Origin of the sequence: Nonomuraea sp. ATR24 (assembly GCF_041950485.1) — a bacterium.
Lineage (GTDB): Bacteria > Actinomycetota > Actinomycetes > Streptosporangiales > Streptosporangiaceae > Nonomuraea > Nonomuraea ceibae.
Genome location: NZ_JBGNUU010000035.1, coordinates 48,599 through 65,792 on the forward strand (window position 1 = coordinate 48,599; position 17,194 = coordinate 65,792).

Here is a 17,194-nt window from a genome sequence, read left to right on the forward strand (position 1 = left end):
AGACGCCACGCGCCGCCCCTGGCCTGATGCGGCTACAGCTGCGTGATCAGCCTCTCGATCCGGGCACGGATGTCGTCACGGATCTTGCGGACGGCCTCGATGTCCTGCCCGGCGGGGTCGTCGAGCTTCCAGTCCTCATACCGCTTGCCCGGGAAGATCGGGCAGGCGTCGCCGCAGCCCATGGTGATGACCACGTCGCTGGCCTTGACCACGTCGACGGTGAGGACCTTCGGCTGGGCGGCGATGTCGATGCCCACCTCGCGCATCGCCTCGATGGCGACGGGGTTGACCTGATCGGCCGGGGCCGACCCGGCGGAGCGGACCTCGACGCGGCCTGCGGCCAGGTGGGTGAGCCAGCCGGCGGCCATCTGGGACCGGCCGGCGTTGTGCACGCAGACGAACAGGACCGACGGCTTACCGGTGGTGGTCTCGGCGCTCTCAGGCACGGGTGGGCTCCTCTGTGGCGCGGAACAGGCGGCGGCCGGCCAGGCTGACGTAGACCAGGGCGACCAGGACGGGGACCTCGATGAGCGGGCCGACCACGCCCGCCAGGGCCTGGCCGGAGGTGACGCCGAAGACGCCGACCGCGACCGCGATGGCCAGCTCGAAGTTGTTGCCGGCGGCGGTGAAGGCGAGCGTGGTCGTCTTGTCATACGGCAGGCCGATCGCCCGGCCGGCCGCGAAGCCGCCGCCCCACATGAGCGCGAAGTAGGCCAGCAGCGGCAGCGCGATGCGGGCCACGTCCGCCGGCTGGGAGGTGATGGTGTGGCCTTGGAGGGCGAACAGGATGACGATGGTGAACAGCAGCCCGTACAGCGCGACCGGGCCGACGCGCGGCAGGAAGCGCTGCTCGTACCAGGCCCTGCCCTTGGCGCGTTCGCCGAGCTTGCGCGAGGCGTAGCCCGCGAGCAGCGGGATGCCGAGGAAGACCAGCACGTAGAAGGCGATGTCCCAGGCCGAGATGTCGAGCGCGGACTGCGGCAGGCCGAGGCAGCCGGGCAGCACCTGTAGGTAGAACCAGCCCAGCGCGCCGAAGGCGATCACCTGAAAGATGGAGTTGAGCGCGACCAGGACGGCGGCGGCCTCGCGGTTGCCGCAGGCCAGGTCGTTCCAGATGAGCACCATGGCGATGCATCGGGCCAGCCCGACGATGATCAGGCCGGTGCGGTACTCGGGCAGGTCCGGCAGCAGGGCCCAGGCCAGGGCGAACATCAGGGCCGGGCCGAGCACCCAGTTGAGCACCAGCGAGGAGATCAGCAGGCGGCGGTCGCCGGTGACGGTGCCGAGCCGGTCGTAGCGGACCTTGGCCAGCACCGGGTACATCATCAGCAGCAGGCCGAGCCCGATCGGCAGCGAGATCTCCCCGATCTTGACGGCGTCCAGCGCGACATCCAGGCCGGGCACCAGACGCCCGAGCAGCAGCCCGGCGCCCATGGCCGCGATGATCCACACCGGCAGGAACCGATCCAGTACCGACAGAGCGCCGATCACGCCGGTCGGCGGCGCGGTGGCCTGTGCGGGCTGAGCCGACATCACCGCGACACCGCCGCCGCAGCGGCCGGCAGGCTGGCGGGCCCGCTGGTGGGCAGGGTGAGCAGCGCCGACAGCTCGCCCAGCGTCTCGGGCACCAGCCGGTAGTACACCCAGGAGGCGCGCCGCTCGGAGGTCAGCAGCCCGACCTCCTTGAGCACCTTCAGGTGGTGGCTGATGGTGGGCTGGGACAGCTCGAAGGCGTCGGTGATGTCGCACACGCACACCTCGCCGCCGGCGCGGCTGGCCACGATCGACAGGATGCGCAGCCGTACCGGGTCGCCCAGCGCCTTGAACACGCGCGCCACCCCGGCCGCCTGCCCGGCGTCCAGCGGCTCGCGGGTCAGTGGCGGGCTGCACTCCAAGATCTCCAGCAGTTCCATCCACGGCCCTTCCGTATAGACATTCATCGAAATAGGTGTACGTCTATATTGACATGCGCCTCTGCCTGCCGGGTACGTGAGCCTGCTCTCAGCCGGCCGGGACGCCGAGGTCGGCCAGCAGGGCGCGGACCCGGCGCTCGATGTCGTCGGGGATCGGGCGGATCTGCTCCGACGTCTTACCTTCCGGGTCGTCCAGGCCCCAGTCCAGGTAGCGCCTGCCCGGGTAGACCGGGCAGGCGTCGCCGCAGCCCATGGTGACCACCACGTCGGCGGCCTGGACGATCTCGCTGGTCCACGGCTTGGGGAACTCGCCGGTGATGTCGATGCCGCGCTCGTGCATCACCTCCACGACGGCCGGGTTGATCAGCTCTCCCGGCTCGGTGCCGCCGGACCAGCCGAGCGCGCGCCTCCCGGCCAGGTGGGTGAAGAAGCCGAGTGCCATCTGCGAGCGGCCGGCGTTGTGCACGCACAAGAACAGCACGATCGGCACGCCGCTGGCATCCTTGCCCTCGACGCGGGCCAGCGCGCGCAGCCGCTGGCGGGCGAACCGCTCGGCCAGCAGCGGCAGGTAGTTGGCGATGACGGCCCGGCCGGCGAACTGGTCGTAGCTGGTGTGCAGGAACCGCTCGATGGTCTCGGTGCCGAAGGTGCCGGCGAACTCGGTGGCGAGGGTGCGGGCTGCGGTGAGCAGCGCATGCTGCTGATCGACGGTCAGATCAACGTGGCGGTAGGTGCTGTCCATGAAGGTCTCCGGCGGGCGTCGCTCATATCGGCGGCTGTCGATATCGATACAGCTCGATATTGACAGCCGTCGATGTCGTGCGAGTGAACGGCGGGCCAACAGCAGCCCTCGCGGTCGCTCAGGCGCCGACCGCGGTGCTGCGGCGTTCGATCAGCATCACGTCACGCCAGACGCCGTGGTGGCGCCCGATGCGCTCGCGCGTGCCCACCACCCGGAAGCCGAGCGCCTGGTGCAGGGACAAGCTGGCGGCATTGTCGGGGAAGACGCCCGACTGGATCGTCCACACGCCGGCGTCCTCGGCGGCGGCGATGAACGCCGACAGCAGCGCCCGGCCGATGCCGTGGGCCTGGCAGCCGGGGTGGACGTAGATGCTGTGCTCGACCACGCCCGCATACACCGGACGGGACGACACCGCCGAGGCCGCCACCCAGCCGAGCACCTCGCCGGAGTCACCATCCACGGCGACGTACCGCAGGTGCGGCAACCGGCTCGCGGTGAAGCCCTCCCAACTGGGCGCGGTGGTCTCGAAGCTGGCCTGGCCGGTCTCCAGCCCGGCCTGATAAATGGCCAGCACCTGCTCGGCGTCGCTCTCGCGCATCGGCCGGATCTCCAGGCCGGGCCCGATGGCGGGCTTGACGGCCTGGACGATGGCCGAGTGCACCCCGTCGCCGTGATCGGCACTCAACGTGATGGCGATCTGGACGAATCCGGCCGCGGCCAGCAGGCCCCGGTACTCCTGCACGGTGAGTGATCCGGCTGCGCAGCCGATGCGCTGCTCGGCCCGCTGCCGCGCCTGCTCGTCGAGCGCCTGCGTGGTGACGACGTCGCTGACGCCGAACCGGCCGCCGGGCCGCAGCACCCGAAACGCCTCGGCCAGCACGGCCGCCTTGTCATCGGACAAGTTGATCACGCAGTTGGAGATGACCACGTCAACCGCGTGGCCGGGCAGCGGGATCGCCTCGATCGTGCCGTGCAGGAACCGCGCGTTGACCGTGCCCGCCTGCTCGGCGTTGCGGCGGGCCAGCTCCACCATGGCCGGGCTGGCGTCCAGACCGAAGACGGTGCCGTGTGGGCCGACCCGGCGGGCCGACAGCAGTACGTCGATGCCGCCACCGGAGCCGAGGTCGAGGACCGTCTCCCCGGCGCGGAGTTCGGCGACGGCGACGGGGTTGCCGCACCCCAGGCTGGCCCGGACCGCCCCGTCGGGTAGCGCCGTGGTGTCGTGGTAGCTGGCCGGGCCGAAGCCGCCGTCGGTGAAGGCGGCGGGGTCGCAGTCGGTGATGCGCTGCCCGGTCAGCGCGGTGCGAGCCAGGGCGGAGTAGTGGCCGACGATCCCGTCGTGGGCCATGAGATCTCCTCAGTCGCAGACCGGCGCGGCCGGCACGGGGTTGCCCATCACCACGTCCGCAGCGGTGGGGAAGCAGCTCACACAGTTCTCGTTGATCCGGTACAGGCTGGAGGTGCCCCGCTTCTCGACGAGCACGAACCGCACCTCGGCCAGGATCTTCAGGTGGTGGGAGACGGTGGACTGACCGACGCCGGAGGCGGTCACGATCTCACCGACGCTCATCGGTGCGCGCCGCCGGGCCAGCAGCGACACGAGCTGGATGCGGGTGGCGTCGGCCAGAGCCTTGAACCAGCTGGCGTACTCTTCGGCCTCCGCGCGCGGCAAGGGCCCCTTGTTCTCGTTCATCATCGTCCATCGACGATATTCGATTAAACAGGAATGCGGAAGCTCGACGCGTCCCTCTCCGGAGAGAACTTGATGTACGTGATAATGATCGATTATCACGTACATAAGCGATCATGACGGCGCTGCGACCAGGACAACCCTCCACCGGGACGGTGCGCGACTCCGGCACGTTATCCGGTACATCGCCGAAGGCGTCGCACGGCGGGCGGCATGAGCGCCGCCCCGAAGATCACCGCCCCTCCGCGGCGGGCACGTCACGCTCGCCGCGGCCGCCGACGCCTTCCTCGCCACCCCGCGCACGGCCAACCCCAACACCCACCGCGCCTACGCCTCGGCCATCGACCGCGTCACTACTCTGCTCGGCCGCGACCGGCCGCTCGCCGGAGTCACAGAAACCGAGATCGGCGTCGCGCTCACCGAACTATGGGGCCGATGCGCGCCGGCGACCTGGAACCGCAACCGCGCCGCCGTCACCTCCTGGCTGCTCTGGTGCCAGACCAAGAAGCACTGGGCCGCCCCCTCGGTCCCGGCCGATGCCGAACGCCGCAAGGAGAACGTCGACAAGACCCGCGCGGTCGCCAAGACCACCATCCACCGACTGCTGTCACGCCGCGACATCCCGCTGCGCGAAAAGACCCTGTGGCGGATGCTCTATGAAACGGCGGCCCGGGCTGCAGAGGTCCTGGCGCTCAACGTCGAGGACCTGGACCTGGAGCATCGGCGGGCGCCGGTCCGGTCCAAGGGCGGCGCGATCGAATGGGTGTACTGGGACAGCGGCACCGCCCACCTGCTGCCCCGCCTCCTCCGACTCCCGGACGGCACCACGCGTACGCACGGCCCGCTGTTCCTGACCGAACGCCGCCCCGTCCCCGCCCGCCAACCGGCGGCCGGCGACATCTGCCCGCACACCGGCCGCGCCCGCCTCGGCTACGACCGCGCCCGCGTCCTGCTGGACAAATACGCCGGCCTCGACCTGCACCAGCTACGCCACAGCGCCGCCACCCACCTCGGCGAGGCCGAGGTCCCGCTGCAGCTCATCATGGGCAAGACCCGGCACAAGAACCCCCGCACCGCCATGCGCTACGTCAAGCCTGGAGCAGAGGCCATCGCCGCCGTCACCGAGCACCTTGCTCCGCCCCGGCGCCGACACTGATCCGGGCTGTTCCGAGGTATTGGCTTGGACGCATCGTAGCGCCGTGATCCTTCGGACGCCCCGATCCGGAACGGAATGTCACGCCAAGCCGCTTCCGCCCGACCCGCTAACGCGACTTTTCGTTCGCATGCTGCTCACCCCCCGATCTCCACCATGATCTGGTCCCCGGTGCCAGCGAAAGTCGGGTCCCACGTCATCCGCCAACTCCTGGAGGAGTGTGAAAAGGTCCGCGTCGTCACCCGCAACCCCGCGTCGGGCGATTCCGGACCAGGTCGAAATCACGACCGGCGACCTGACCCAGCCGGAGGACCCTTGGCCAGCACGTTGCGGGCGCCATGAAGGAGACGCCTTGAGCTGAGCGAGAGCTAGAGACCTGCCCGGCGGCGTGAATCAGGCCAACGTGGTGTTCGTAGCGGTGGTGTAGGCGTCGAGGGTCATGACGTCGTTGATGTGGCTTCGGTCAGCGGCTTGTGGGGGTAGGCGCGCAGCACGAGGGACGTGGTGACAGGGCCGTATCGGGCAAGTGCATCGACGACTTTTTCGAGTCGTCCTGCCTGCGGACAGTAGACCTGGAAGATGAGGCAGTCCTCCCCCGTAACCCTGAGGCTGGAGACGATCTCGGGGGTCTGCGAGGCGAAGTCCAGGGCGCGTGCGAGCCGGGCGTGTGTGGTGCGGAGCCGGATGACCGCGTGGATGTTCAACCCGAGGGCTACCGGGTCGACCACGGCCCGGTAGCCGGTGATGACACCACTTTTCTCCAATCGTTGGATGCGCGCGCTGGCCGCGGGCTGCGAGAGCCCGACCCGGCGCCCCACCTCCGCGCCGCTCAGTCGGCCGTCAGCCTGGAGCAGGGCGAGGATGTCCTGGTCTATGCGGTCGAGTGATTCCATCGTTGTCAGCACCATTCTCCTTGAGATCGCTCGTGAGACCGTCGCTGTCCTGATGGATTCAACAGAATCTGCACCAGGCGCTCCCAGGATGGCAGGGAGCGACGAGTGGAATGGTGGTGGGCAGTGGTCGCATACGTCGTCATCCCGGGTATCGAGGGTTCAGACCGACAGCACTGGCAGACCTCGTGGGAGCGGCAGTGGGGCACCTCGGCGGTGCGGATCTCCCCGGCCTCGTGGTCGGCTCCCAATCTGGACGACTGGGTCAAGGCTGTCCAAAAGGCTTATGACTATGCTCGCCGGCAAGACAGCCGCGTGGTGCTGGTCGCCCATAGCCTGGGTTGCTGGGCGGCGTCCACCTGGCTGAACAGCAATCCCTCAAGTCCGATCGGCGGCGCATTCCTGGTCGCGCCCCCCGACCCGCACGGGCCGGCCTTTCCTCGCCGGGCAGCCGCCACGTTCATGGAGGTGTCGGCACGGCCGTTGCCGTGCCCGGCCCTGGTGGTGGGCAGCGCCGACGACCCGTACTGCACCCCCCAGGCGGGCGCCGGCTTCGCGAGGCGGTGGGATGCGCAGTGGCATCTGGCGGGCGCGCGCGGACACCTCAACTCCGCCAGCGGCCTGGGCTCGTGGCGGGATGGCCGTGAACTCCTGGACTCGCTGACCCTGCAATGAGTGACCACCACAAGGGATGCATCAGCATCTGAAGCGCCCTCGCGTTACGCCGCGCTCTCTCGCGGGAGAAAGATGGCAGGCTCTGGCCGTGCCCCGCGGCCTCGATGCCAGCCATGGTGGTCCTGGACCAGAGCGATATAGAGCTCGATTGGCCTGGTGGTGAAGGCCGCAGCCTGCCCTCGGCCTCCATGCGAACACCCCGCAGCACGCCGCCAGACGGCGTGTACGGCTCTCGCTCGATGCCAGGCATCATCCGTACGCGCTGGGTGAAGATGCGTGGGGCGGGCGGGGAACCGGTGCCGGGGGCGCGAATCGGCCACGAGCGCTCCCGATGTTGTGGTTGAGGAGGGTAAGGAAGACCGTAGTCCATCACATCTCCTTCTCGCGGCCTGCCGCATAGGCCGTGAGCGGCCTTGACGGAACGCGCCGTCCACGGCACGGAACTGGCCCTATCGTGGACGGTGAGGCCGGATGGTGCAGGCGTCCCGCTCTGGGCCGGGTGCGCCCGCGCCAGAACGCGCGACCGGCCGTGAGCTCATCAGGCCCGGCCTCCATCCACTTCTCGCCTCGTCACCCGTCCACGCTGCTCAGCACGGCGGGGAACTGGCTGCTTAAACTGCAGGCACCGTCGGACCTCGTTCGGGATCGCCCAGCGGTGGCTCTCCTCCTGAGTGTCACGGATGCCCGCCCACAACGGCTCAAGGTCGTAGCAGTTCTTCACGTGGTGGACGCCGCGCTCCGCGCCGCCATCGCGCGACCCCACTGGCGCTGACAGCCATTTGCTGCCGGGGAAATTGTGGGCCGCCGTTCTGATATGAACCGCTTTCGTTCGTAGATTCGCGCGGAGGTGCCGAAGCGCGTTTCTGCGAAGTCGTGGCCCAGCGAAGCAGCAGGCTCCCGGACGTCCTGGATCTGCCCGGCACCGGAAAGGTGACCGGCGATCTGAGCGCACTTCCTACCGCCGCACACCGTGTGCCACCCGTGTCGCAAGCTTGAGGAGAGCGGAGTCACGCTGGCCGAAGGCACCGGCAAGCCCGGCGGCCTGATAGACGTCCGCGGATCACGGCATGGCCAAGGATTTTCAATGATGAGGATGATGTATGTAGGGCTTCACTTGTGTCCCTCGCTCTGCACCTAACCTGACAGGGGGCAGACGGGCCCCGTGCGGGAGGTTGCCGTGCGAATCCCAACTGTGAGGCGGATGCCATGACAATGCCCATCATCGTTGGTATGGACGGATCAGCACCCTCGTTGCGGGCCGCGATATGGGCTGCACGAGAGTCAGCGATCCGGGGCACCTCACTGCGGATGCTCCACGTGGTGTCCGAGTGGAGCTACGACGTGCCTCTGGTGCCTCAGCCGCGAACCTGGGGCGCGGAGGCCGAGGTGGCGGCCAGGGAGATGCTCAGCCACGCAACCGATCATGTCAGGGCGAACAAGCCGGATCTCCGAGTAACTGCCGATATCATCTTCGGCCGAACGGCCGATATGCTGGTCGGCGCGGCTGAGGAGGCGCAGCTTCTGGTTGTGGGAAGCCGTGGCCGTGGCGGGTTCGCCGAACTGCTGCTGGGCTCGGTGAGCCGTGAGGTGGCGGCCAGAGCGCCATGTCCTGTCGCTGTCGTTCGTGAGCAGCACACCGGCGATCGCGGTGAGATCGTCGTCGGGATCAGCGGAAAGCCTGGGCAGGAATCTCTTCTGGATTTCGCCTTTCGTGAGGCGGTGCTGCGCAATGCCACCTTGCGAATGGTTCACACCTGGGTTCACCCCGTTACGAGATGGCTGGGGGACCTGCAGCCCATTGTCTATGACGTGGACGAGATGAATCAGGAAGAGGCCCTCCGCCTCAATGAGGCCGTGGCAGGTTGGCGCGAGCAGTTTCCGGATGTCGTTGTCGTCCCACACGTCGTGCACGGACATGCAGCCCAGGTGCTGATCGAGACTTCGGCCGATGCCGACATCCTTGTCATCGGAGGGCGCAGTGGAGCTTCAGCCCTTTTCGGTCAGGGCGGTACGGCCCATGCGGTGCTCCATCATTCACGCGTGCCAGTCGTCGTTGTACGACCTTGATCGCCACCGCCACCAGCGGCGGGCGCCTTGATGGAACCGGCCTTGCCTGGCCGGCTACGAGCAGGCCGGGCAGTAGCCGCGGCCACGAGTCTTTGGGAACCGGGTCACACCACAGCGAGGACAGCACCGCACATGGCGTCCTTAACGGCAAGGACTGTCGCCCCCGCAACTGCCCAGCAAGCAACGTCGGCGAACTCAGCCCAGGCGACAGCATTCCTGCCGAGTGGTGCACGGTGACCAGTTCTACTGCCGATCGTGCACAGGACAGCGGGCACGTCCATCCGATGACGAACATGTCGGGCGAAGGTGCGCGGCAGGAAGTGGGCAAGGTGATCGTTCCGCGCCCATAACGCCAGCCCATGAGCCGTCGGGCGCCGCCAGCCAGCCCGTCAGCGTCCGCCTCTCGTCCTTGGATAACACCACGGCGTGCAACTCGCTGTCTGCCATGCGTCAGCACACCTCAAGCCGCCAGCTACCGTCACCACCGCACAGTCAATCTGACGCGAAAGCGCGCCGCATATGGTGTCCCGAATCCTGGCGGCCAACTCACGGGGAGATCGGTCAGGCCAGCGATCGGCGGTTCCCCGGCCCGCGGGAGCAGGGCGGGGAGCGCTGCACTGAGCGTCGCCCACGCCTTGGGTGGGCCCCGGACAGCGCAAGTTCCTCCAGTGCAGGCGTCACCCAGTCGAGGGAGGTCGGCAGCATTTGTGACGGCGAAGCGTGCTTGTGGCGCGGTTCGGGGCGGACAGCGAGTGACACGAACATGGGCACGAAGCAGAAGCTCGACATCGTCCAGAACCTCTCTCGTGCCGGTGCCCTCGCGAGGGCTGGCGAATGGGCAAAACGACGGCCCCGCCCTGCGACGTGCCGAACATCGGCATGGCGAACGTGTTCGTCCTGCGGCGGGCGACCCTGTATCTGCTGCCGCTGTGCCACTTCCTTGGCACCCAGCCACTCGACGCCGGTGACCTGCTGACGCCGCCGCCCGCCTCGACCGGATCCTGCACCCCTCACCCGATGCCCGCCGCATATGACAAGGCGCCCGGCGGTGTGGACCGCCGGGCGCCTGAGTGCTGGTCAAGGAGCGGGCACGGGGAACGACGCGGCCAGGCTCTCCCCCCATCGCCTGGCTCGATCTAGCTCGCCCTCCACCAGAGGACCCTGCGTACCGGTGACGTAGAAGCTCTGCACCGGAGCGACGGACCTGATGCCGAGACGCCGCAGCCGCCGGGCCACCGCCTGCGCGGCCGAGCCCGGAAGGCGAGGCTTGGCGACGCGGGTGTCGAAAGCAGCCGAGCCGAGGGCGGCCGACGACGTGCTCAGCGCGGCCAGCCATTCCCGCACGCCCCTCCCCTGGGAGACCAGTGGCCCGGCCGCCTGCTCGGCTGCCGACCGGCGGGTGGAGGCGCGGCTCATGGAAAAGGCGTGCGTCGGCCCGCCCACCACGAGCAGCGCGATTTCCGGTCCCACGTGGGAGGGCGCGGTGCCGACCTCCGTCACCTCGGCCCGCATCCGGGTGGCCAGTCCCTCCGCCACCGCCTCAGCGATCTTCCGGGTGTTGCCGAACATGGACTCGTAGACCACGAGTGCGTCCATGTCACGCCTCCCTCCAGCTCCGTGTCGGCGGAACCGGTACGTCTCGCGACGGCAGGACCGGTTCGAGATGGAACATGCCGGTCAGTACATCGCCCGGCTCGTCCGTGGTTTCGGTGCGGCCGGCGACCGCGGACACCACGTCGCGGGCGGTGATCAAACCGATCAGGCCGTCGCCGGTCAGGACGGGCACGGCATCGGCGCCGGCGTCGAGCATGACGGCCGCGACCCGTACCAGCGGCGCGTCCGGGCCTACCCATGGCCTGCGCCCCTTGTCCAGCAATTCGCGCACCGAACGGGTGGACTGCTCCTGCGGTCCGCCGGACCAGGACGCGGCCAGCTTCTCGCGGGTCAGGATGCCCAGGACCTGTCGCCCGTCGACGACCGGCAGGTGATGCACGCCGGCCCGGCGCATCAGTTCCCAGGCGATCAGCGGCGACTCCGCCGGTTTGACGGCCACCAGGATGCGGCTCATCACCTGCCCCGCCGTCATCGACTCGACGCTCATGACTCCTCCCCCGCGCGGTGCCGGACCACGGCGACCGGACAGGTCACGTGGTGCAGCACGCCGTGGCTGACCGAGCCGAGCACCGCCGAGGCGAAGCCGCCCCGCCCGCGCGATCCCACCACCAGCAGGTCGGCCGACTCCGCCGCGTGGATCAGAGCGGCGACCGGGTGAGAGTGTGACTGTTCGTCGGTGATGACCACGTCGGGATTGCCGAGCCGCCACGGGGTGACACGTTCGCGCGCCGCCCGTCTCTCCTCCTTCATCGCCTGCTCGATCAGGCTGTTGTAGGAGACGGCGTACGGGGAGAAGAAGGTCGGCGCCTGCCAGGACGTGACCACGTGCAGCTGCGCCCGGCGGGCCCGCGCCTGCCCGAGGGCGTACTCCATGGCGGCGCGCGAGTGCTCCGAGCCGTCGTAGCCGACCACGACCCTGCCGTGCTCGACCACGCGCGGGGCGCGGACGACGACGACCGGACCGGCGGCGTGCCCCGCCACGGCGATACTCACCGAGCCGACCAGCAGCCGGGTGAACCCGCCAAGGCCGCGGCTGCCCAGCACCAGGCTGTCGGCCGACGCGGACTCGGCGATCAACTGATCGACCGCATGTCCGGGCAGCAGTTCGGTGGTCACCTTGACGCCGCTGCCCAGAGCGCGCGCCCGATCGGCGGCGGCCTCCAGCGTGCCTGTGCAGTACTCGGCGCCTTCGGCGTAGGGCCATTGCTCGCACACGTGCACGATCCGTAGGTCCAGCCGGCGCCGCTGAGCGTCGGCGGCGGCCCATTCCACCGCCGCGGTCGCCGGTGCGGACCCGTCCACACCGACCACGATCTGACCGGTCATCGCACAGCTCCTTCATGCTGGGGGATCTCTTGCCGCCAGCCTCGCCGCGGCGGCGACGCGGCACCGGAGGAGGAAGTCCCGGAAGCCGCCGCCATTGGTCCCGATCAGGAAGACGGCACACATCACCTGGCCGTCCGGCTCCCCGGGCAAGGACCAAAGGCTCTGCCTCCGCGGTGGCTCCTGGAGCTGTCATGAGAGTGGAACCCCAGCACAGGAGGTCGTCATGCGCATGACAGTCAGCGACGTCATGACCACGCCAACGCCGTCGGTCGGCGTCGACACGCCGTTCAAGGAGGTGGCTGAGATCCTCGTCGAACACGGGGTGGGTGCCGTCCCTGTGGTCGACGGCGAGCACCGGGTGATCGGTGTCGTCTCCGAGACGGATCTGCTGCCGAAGGAGGAGTACAAGGAGCAGTTCCGGCGCGAGGGTTACCGGCCCTCGCTACGTGCACGCCTGCGCCGGTATCTGTCGCCCGGCCGTGGCCGGGGCAGGGCGAAGGCCTGCGCGGACACCGCGGCGGGGATCATGACGGCCCCTGCTGTCACCGTGCGCGGGCAGGTCGCGGCCGTCTACGCGATGAGGCTGCTGGACGAACACGGCGTGCGGAGCCTGCCGGTCGTCGACGAGCAAGGGCGCCTGGCCGGGGCGGTCAGCCGGCATGACCTGGTCAAGGTGCTCATCCGCCGGGATGAGGAGATCGCTCGCGAGATCCGGCGGGACATCCTCGATCACGCCGCCACGTTGGACACCTCCGGAGTGCGGATCAGCGTGACACGAGGTGTCGTGATCCTGAGCGGGCGGGCCAGGACGCGGACCGACACCGTGCTGCTCGCCACCTCGAGCAGGCGGGTCAACGGGGTCGTGGACGTCCTGAACGAGCTGCTGTGGGACGAGGACGACACCTGACCTCCCCACGGCGGGACCTTTGACCCTGGCCGCCGACCATGTGCTGGACAAGCGTGGAGACGAGACCACGAGCGAGAACACCGAGGAGGCGCCATGAAAGCGCTGATCTACCAGGGGCCTGGACAACATGTCTGGAAGGAGGCTCCCGACCCGCAACTCGTCGAGCCGACCGATGCGGTCGTGAGGGTGGACGCGGTCACCATCTGCGGCACCGACCTGCACATCCTCAAGGGCGATGTGCCCGCGGTGCGGCCGGGCACCATCCTCGGGCACGAGGCAGTCGGCACGGTCGTGGCGACCGGCGCGGCCGTCGGCACGGTCAAGCAGGGTGACCGCGTGCTGGTGTCGTGCATCTCGGCCTGCGGGCGCTGCCGTTACTGCCGCACCGGCATGTACGGTCAGTGCCTGGGTGGCGGCGGCTGGATCCTGGGCCACCGCGTCGACGGGACCCAGGCCGAGTATGTCCGGGTGCCGTTCGCCGACACCTCCACCCATCTGCTGCCCGACGGCGTCACGGACGAGGCGGCGCTGATGCTCGCCGACATCCTGCCCACCGCATACGAGGTGGGCGTGCTCAACGGCCACGTCCAACCGGGCAGCACGGTCGTCGTCGTCGGCGCCGGCCCGATCGGCCTGGCGGCGATCACCACCGCGCAATTGTTCACGCCCGGTCACATCGTCGCCGTCGACCCCGCCCCCGCACGGCTGGAGGCGGCCAAGCAACTGGGCGCCGACCTGCTCGTCGGGGCCGGTGACGACGCGGCCGCCGCGGTCAGCGAGCTGACCCACGGCCTGGGCGCGGACGTCGCCATCGAGGCCGTCGGCATCCCGGAGACGTTCGAGCTGTGCACCCGCCTGGTGCGCCCCGGCGGCCACGTCGCCAACGTCGGCGTCCACGGCGCGCCTGCGACGCTGCACCTCGAGGATCTGTGGATCCGCAACGTGACCATCACCACCGGCCTGGTAGACACCTACTCGACCCCGGCGCTGCTGGACATGATCGCCGCCGGACGGCTGGATCCCACTCGGTTCATCACCCACCGCTTCGCCCTGGACGAGATGCCCGCGGCCTACGAGACGTTCTCCGACCCGCGGTCGACCGGAGCGCTCAAGGTCGTCCTGTCGCGCAGATGACGGCAGGACCTTGGTCCCGCTCGCGGATGCCTTTGGGCCGCGGCGAGCGGGCCCTCGTCCGAGCAGAGTGGAGGCGGACATCCGATCCGAAGGGGGAACGATGGCGACCACGGCGATCGAGTTCGGGGCATGGCGCGGCTTTCACGGCACTGCCTGGCGGAACCAGGTGGACGTCCGCGCCTTCATCCAGGCCAACGTCACGCCGTACACCGGCGACGAAAGCTTTCTGTCCGGCCCCACCCAACGGACGCGAGCCGTGTGGGCGAGGATGACGGCGCTTTTCCCCGAGGAGCGGCGGCGAGGCGTCCACGACGTCGACACGGCCACCCCGTCCTCCATCACAGCTCACCGCCCCGGGTACATCGACCCCGACCGTGAGCTGATCGTGGGGCTGCAGACCGACGCGCCGCTGAAGCGTGCCATCATGCCCGCCGGCGGGTTGCGCATGGTCGAGTCCGGGCTGGCCGCCTACGGGTACAAGCTCGATCCGGTGGTGAAGGAAATCTTCAGCAAGTACCGGAAGACTCACAACGACGGCGTGTTCGACGCCTACACTCCCGAGATCCTGCGCGCTCGCAAGGCGGGCCTGATCACCGGCCTGCCGGACGCATACGGCCGCGGCCGCATCATCGGCGACTACCGGCGCGTCGCGCTCCACGGTGTGGACCGCCTGATCGAGGCCAAGCGGGCGGAGCTGCATTCGCTGGACGACTCGGACGCCACCGACGCGGTGATCCGCGACCGGGAAGAGCTGGCTGAGCAGATCCGCGCCCTTGACGAACTGAAGCAGATGGCAGCCGCCTACGGCCACGACATCTCCCGCCCGGCTGCCACCGCGCACGAGGCGATCCAGTGGCTGTACTTCGCCTACCTGGCCGCCGTCAAGGAGCAGAACGGCGCCGCCATGTCGCTCGGCCGCACCTCCACGTTCGTAGACATCTACCTGGAACGAGACCTCGCCGAGGGCTGGATCAGCGAGGAGCGGGCGCAGGAACTCGTCGACGATTTCGTCATCAAGCTGCGCATCGTCCGCTTCCTGCGCACCCCGGAGTACGACCAGCTCTTCTCCGGCGACCCCACCTGGGTGACCGAGTCGATCGGCGGCCTCGGGCAGGACGGACGTCCCCTGGTCACCCGGACGAGCTTCCGCTATCTGCAGACGCTGCGGAACCTCGGCCCAGCGCCCGAACCCAACCTGACCGTGTTCTGGTCGAGGCGGCTGCCCGAGCCGTTCAAACGGTTCTGCGCCGCACTGTCGATCGAGACCAGCGCCCTGCAGTACGAGAGCGACGAGCTGATGCGGCCCCGCACCGGCGACGACACCGCCATCGCCTGCTGCGTGTCGGCCGCCCCGGTCGGCAAGCAGATGCAGTTCTTCGGTGCCCGCGTCAACCTGGCCAAGACGCTCCTGTACGCGATCAACGGCGGCCGCGACGAGATCACCGGCGCGCAGGTCGGCCCCATCCATCCGCCGGTGACCGGCGAGGTCCTCGACTACGAGCAGGTCACCGCCGCCTTCGACCGGATGATGGACTGGCTGGCGCGCACCTACGTCAACGCCCTCAACATCATTCACTACATGCACGACAAGTACGCCTACGAGCGTATCGAGATGGCGCTGCACGACTACCCGGTCAAGCGCACCTTGGCCTGCGGCATCGCCGGGCTGTCCGTCGCCGCCGACAGCCTGTCGGCCATCAAGCACGCCCGCGTCAGGGTGATCCGCGACGCCACCGGCCTCGCCGTCGACTACGAAGTCGAGGGCGCCTATCCGGCCTACGGCAACAACGACGACCGCGCCGACGCCATCGCCGTCGACCTGGTCCGCTCGTTCATGGCCAAGATTCGCAAGCACCCCGCGTACCGGGACGCCGAACACACTCAGTCCGTGCTCACCATCACCTCCAACGTCGTGTACGGCAGGCACACCGGCAACACCCCCGACGGCCGCCGCACCGGCGAGCCGTTCGCGCCCGGAGCCAATCCGATGAACGGCCGCGACCGCCACGGCATGATCGCCTCTGCCCTGTCGGTTGCCAAGGTCCCCTATGACCAGGCCCTCGACGGCATCTCGCTGACCAACACCGCCACCCCGGACAGCCTCGGCCGCACACCGGTCGAACGCGTGGACAACCTGGTCGGCGTGCTCGACGGGTACTTCGACGCAGGCGGCTTCCACATGAACGTCAATGTGCTCAGCCGCGCGGTCCTGCTGGACGCCATGGACCACCCCGACCGCTACCCGCAGCTGACCATCCGCGTCTCCGGCTACGCGGTCAACTTCGTCCGCCTCACCCCCGACCAGCAGCGCGACGTCATCAACCGCACCTTCCACGGCTCGCTGTGACCGGTCAGAGATGAACGGTTCCGTCAGCTCCTGGGACCTGTCAGTCGGCGTGGACGGCCCCGGCACCCGCTTCGTCGTGTTCACCGCGGGCTGTCCATTGCGCTGCCAGTACTGCCAGAACCCCGAGACCTGGCGGATGCGTGACGGCCGCCAGGTCACGGTCAACGAGCTCATGGATGAGATCGGCAAGTACGGGCGCTTCATCTCGGTAGCCGGCGGTGGGGTGACGGTCAGCGGCGGTGAACCGCTGCTCCAGCCCGGCTTCACCGCCGAGCTGCTGAGCCGCTGCCACGCCGGCGGCCTGCACACCGCGCTGGACACCTCCGGCCTCCTCGGCGTGCGCGCCACCGATTCCATGCTGGCCGACACCGATCTGGTCCTGCTCGACATCAAGTCCTACGACCCGGCCACCTACAGGCGGGTCACCGGCGGGCCGGTCGCACCAACGCTGCGCTTCGCTCACCGGCTGGCGGAGCTCGGCCGCCCGACGTGGATACGGTTCGTGCTTGTCCCCGGGCTCACCGACGCACCCGAGAACGTGGACGGCCTGGCGCGCTTCGTGGCCGGCCTGGGCAACGTCGAGCGGGTCGATGTCCTGCCCTTCCACCGCTGAGCTTGCTCCGCTCCGACGGACACCATCGTTGTGGTGGTCAGGCCGCTGCGACTGCCTCGTAGTCGGCGGGGCTACGGTAGCCCAGGCTGCTGTGCAGGCGGTGCAGGTTGTACCAGCCCTCGA

General features: G+C 69.1%; 17 protein-coding genes. 7 read left to right on the forward strand and 10 right to left on the reverse strand.

The genetic code is table 11. The features are described 5' to 3' along the window. Positions 1-32: 32 nt before the first annotated feature. The 6 genes from ACBI99_RS44045 to ACBI99_RS44070 form a co-directional block, all read right to left on the reverse strand. Positions 33-446: an arsenate reductase ArsC gene (locus ACBI99_RS44045; RefSeq protein ID WP_375075202.1), complete on the reverse strand. Its 414-nt coding sequence runs from the start codon at positions 444-446 to the stop codon at positions 33-35. Next, positions 439-1,533 carry an ACR3 family arsenite efflux transporter gene (arsB, locus tag ACBI99_RS44050; protein ID WP_375075203.1) on the reverse strand — a complete coding sequence of 365 codons (1,095 nt, stop codon included), beginning with the start codon at positions 1,531-1,533 and terminating at the stop codon, positions 439-441. Before arsB ends, ACBI99_RS44045 begins: the two co-directional genes overlap by 8 nt. Further along, positions 1,533-1,913, reverse strand: coding sequence for an ArsR/SmtB family transcription factor (locus tag ACBI99_RS44055; protein WP_375075218.1), 381 nt, complete (start codon positions 1,911-1,913; stop codon positions 1,533-1,535). The genes arsB and ACBI99_RS44055 overlap by 1 nt, the downstream gene beginning before the upstream one ends. A gap of 88 nt (positions 1,914-2,001) precedes the next feature. Beyond that, on the reverse strand, positions 2,002-2,655 hold the full coding sequence (locus tag ACBI99_RS44060) for an arsenate reductase ArsC (RefSeq protein WP_375075204.1): 654 nt from the start codon (positions 2,653-2,655) through the stop codon (positions 2,002-2,004). A gap of 118 nt (positions 2,656-2,773) precedes the next feature. Continuing rightward, entirely contained in the window at positions 2,774-4,003 is a 1,230-nt protein-coding gene (locus ACBI99_RS44065) for a GNAT family N-acetyltransferase (RefSeq protein WP_375075205.1), read from the reverse strand. 9 nt (positions 4,004-4,012) lie between these two features. Next, positions 4,013-4,351, reverse strand: a complete 339-nt coding sequence (locus ACBI99_RS44070) for an ArsR/SmtB family transcription factor (protein ID WP_375075206.1) — start codon at positions 4,349-4,351, stop codon at positions 4,013-4,015. 643 nt (positions 4,352-4,994) lie between these two features. Between ACBI99_RS44070 and ACBI99_RS44075 the strand changes: the two genes are divergently transcribed. Continuing rightward, positions 4,995-5,501 (forward strand): tyrosine-type recombinase/integrase, encoded by a 507-nt coding sequence (locus ACBI99_RS44075; RefSeq protein ID WP_375075207.1) that lies wholly within the window; start codon positions 4,995-4,997, stop codon positions 5,499-5,501. A gap of 434 nt (positions 5,502-5,935) precedes the next feature. Here the strand turns inward: ACBI99_RS44075 and ACBI99_RS44080 are convergent, their stop codons facing one another. Beyond that, on the reverse strand, positions 5,936-6,391 hold the full coding sequence (locus tag ACBI99_RS44080) for an Lrp/AsnC family transcriptional regulator (RefSeq protein WP_375075208.1): 456 nt from the start codon (positions 6,389-6,391) through the stop codon (positions 5,936-5,938). Between the two features lie 123 nt (positions 6,392-6,514). Between ACBI99_RS44080 and ACBI99_RS44085 the strand changes: the two genes are divergently transcribed. Further along, positions 6,515-7,063, forward strand: a complete 549-nt coding sequence (locus tag ACBI99_RS44085) for an RBBP9/YdeN family alpha/beta hydrolase (RefSeq protein WP_375075209.1) — start codon at positions 6,515-6,517, stop codon at positions 7,061-7,063. A gap of 1,212 nt (positions 7,064-8,275) precedes the next feature. After that, positions 8,276-9,130, forward strand: coding sequence for a universal stress protein (locus tag ACBI99_RS44090; protein ID WP_375075219.1), 855 nt, complete (start codon positions 8,276-8,278; stop codon positions 9,128-9,130). 1,077 nt (positions 9,131-10,207) lie between these two features. Here ACBI99_RS44090 and ACBI99_RS44095 read toward each other — a convergent pair. The 3 genes from ACBI99_RS44095 to ACBI99_RS44105 are packed head-to-tail and all read right to left on the reverse strand — an operon-like array spanning position 10,208 to position 12,070. Continuing rightward, the gene (locus ACBI99_RS44095) at positions 10,208-10,726 is read right to left on the reverse strand and encodes a flavodoxin family protein (RefSeq protein WP_375075210.1); all 519 of its coding nucleotides are present in this window, start codon (positions 10,724-10,726) and stop codon (positions 10,208-10,210) included. 1 nt (position 10,727) lies between these two features. Next, a complete protein-coding gene (locus ACBI99_RS44100; protein ID WP_375075211.1) occupies positions 10,728-11,231 on the reverse strand; it encodes an HPP family protein in 504 nt (167 codons plus the stop codon). After that, positions 11,228-12,070, reverse strand: a complete 843-nt coding sequence (locus ACBI99_RS44105) for a universal stress protein (RefSeq protein ID WP_375075212.1) — start codon at positions 12,068-12,070, stop codon at positions 11,228-11,230. Before ACBI99_RS44105 ends, ACBI99_RS44100 begins: the two co-directional genes overlap by 4 nt. A 223-nt stretch (positions 12,071-12,293) precedes the next feature. Between ACBI99_RS44105 and ACBI99_RS44110 the strand changes: the two genes are divergently transcribed. The 4 genes from ACBI99_RS44110 (at position 12,294) to pflA (ending at position 17,071) form a co-directional block, all read left to right on the forward strand. Beyond that, positions 12,294-12,977, forward strand: a complete 684-nt coding sequence (locus ACBI99_RS44110; protein ID WP_375075213.1) for a CBS domain-containing protein — start codon at positions 12,294-12,296, stop codon at positions 12,975-12,977. 93 nt (positions 12,978-13,070) lie between these two features. Then, positions 13,071-14,111: a zinc-dependent alcohol dehydrogenase family protein gene (locus ACBI99_RS44115; protein WP_375075214.1), complete on the forward strand. Its 1,041-nt coding sequence runs from the start codon at positions 13,071-13,073 to the stop codon at positions 14,109-14,111. A gap of 100 nt (positions 14,112-14,211) precedes the next feature. Further along, entirely contained in the window at positions 14,212-16,458 is a 2,247-nt protein-coding gene (pflB, locus tag ACBI99_RS44120; protein ID WP_375075215.1) for a formate C-acetyltransferase, read from the forward strand. 10 nt (positions 16,459-16,468) lie between these two features. Continuing rightward, positions 16,469-17,071 carry a pyruvate formate-lyase-activating protein gene (pflA, locus tag ACBI99_RS44125; protein WP_375075216.1) on the forward strand — a complete coding sequence of 201 codons (603 nt, stop codon included), beginning with the start codon at positions 16,469-16,471 and terminating at the stop codon, positions 17,069-17,071. Positions 17,072-17,194: the final 123 nt, after the last annotated feature.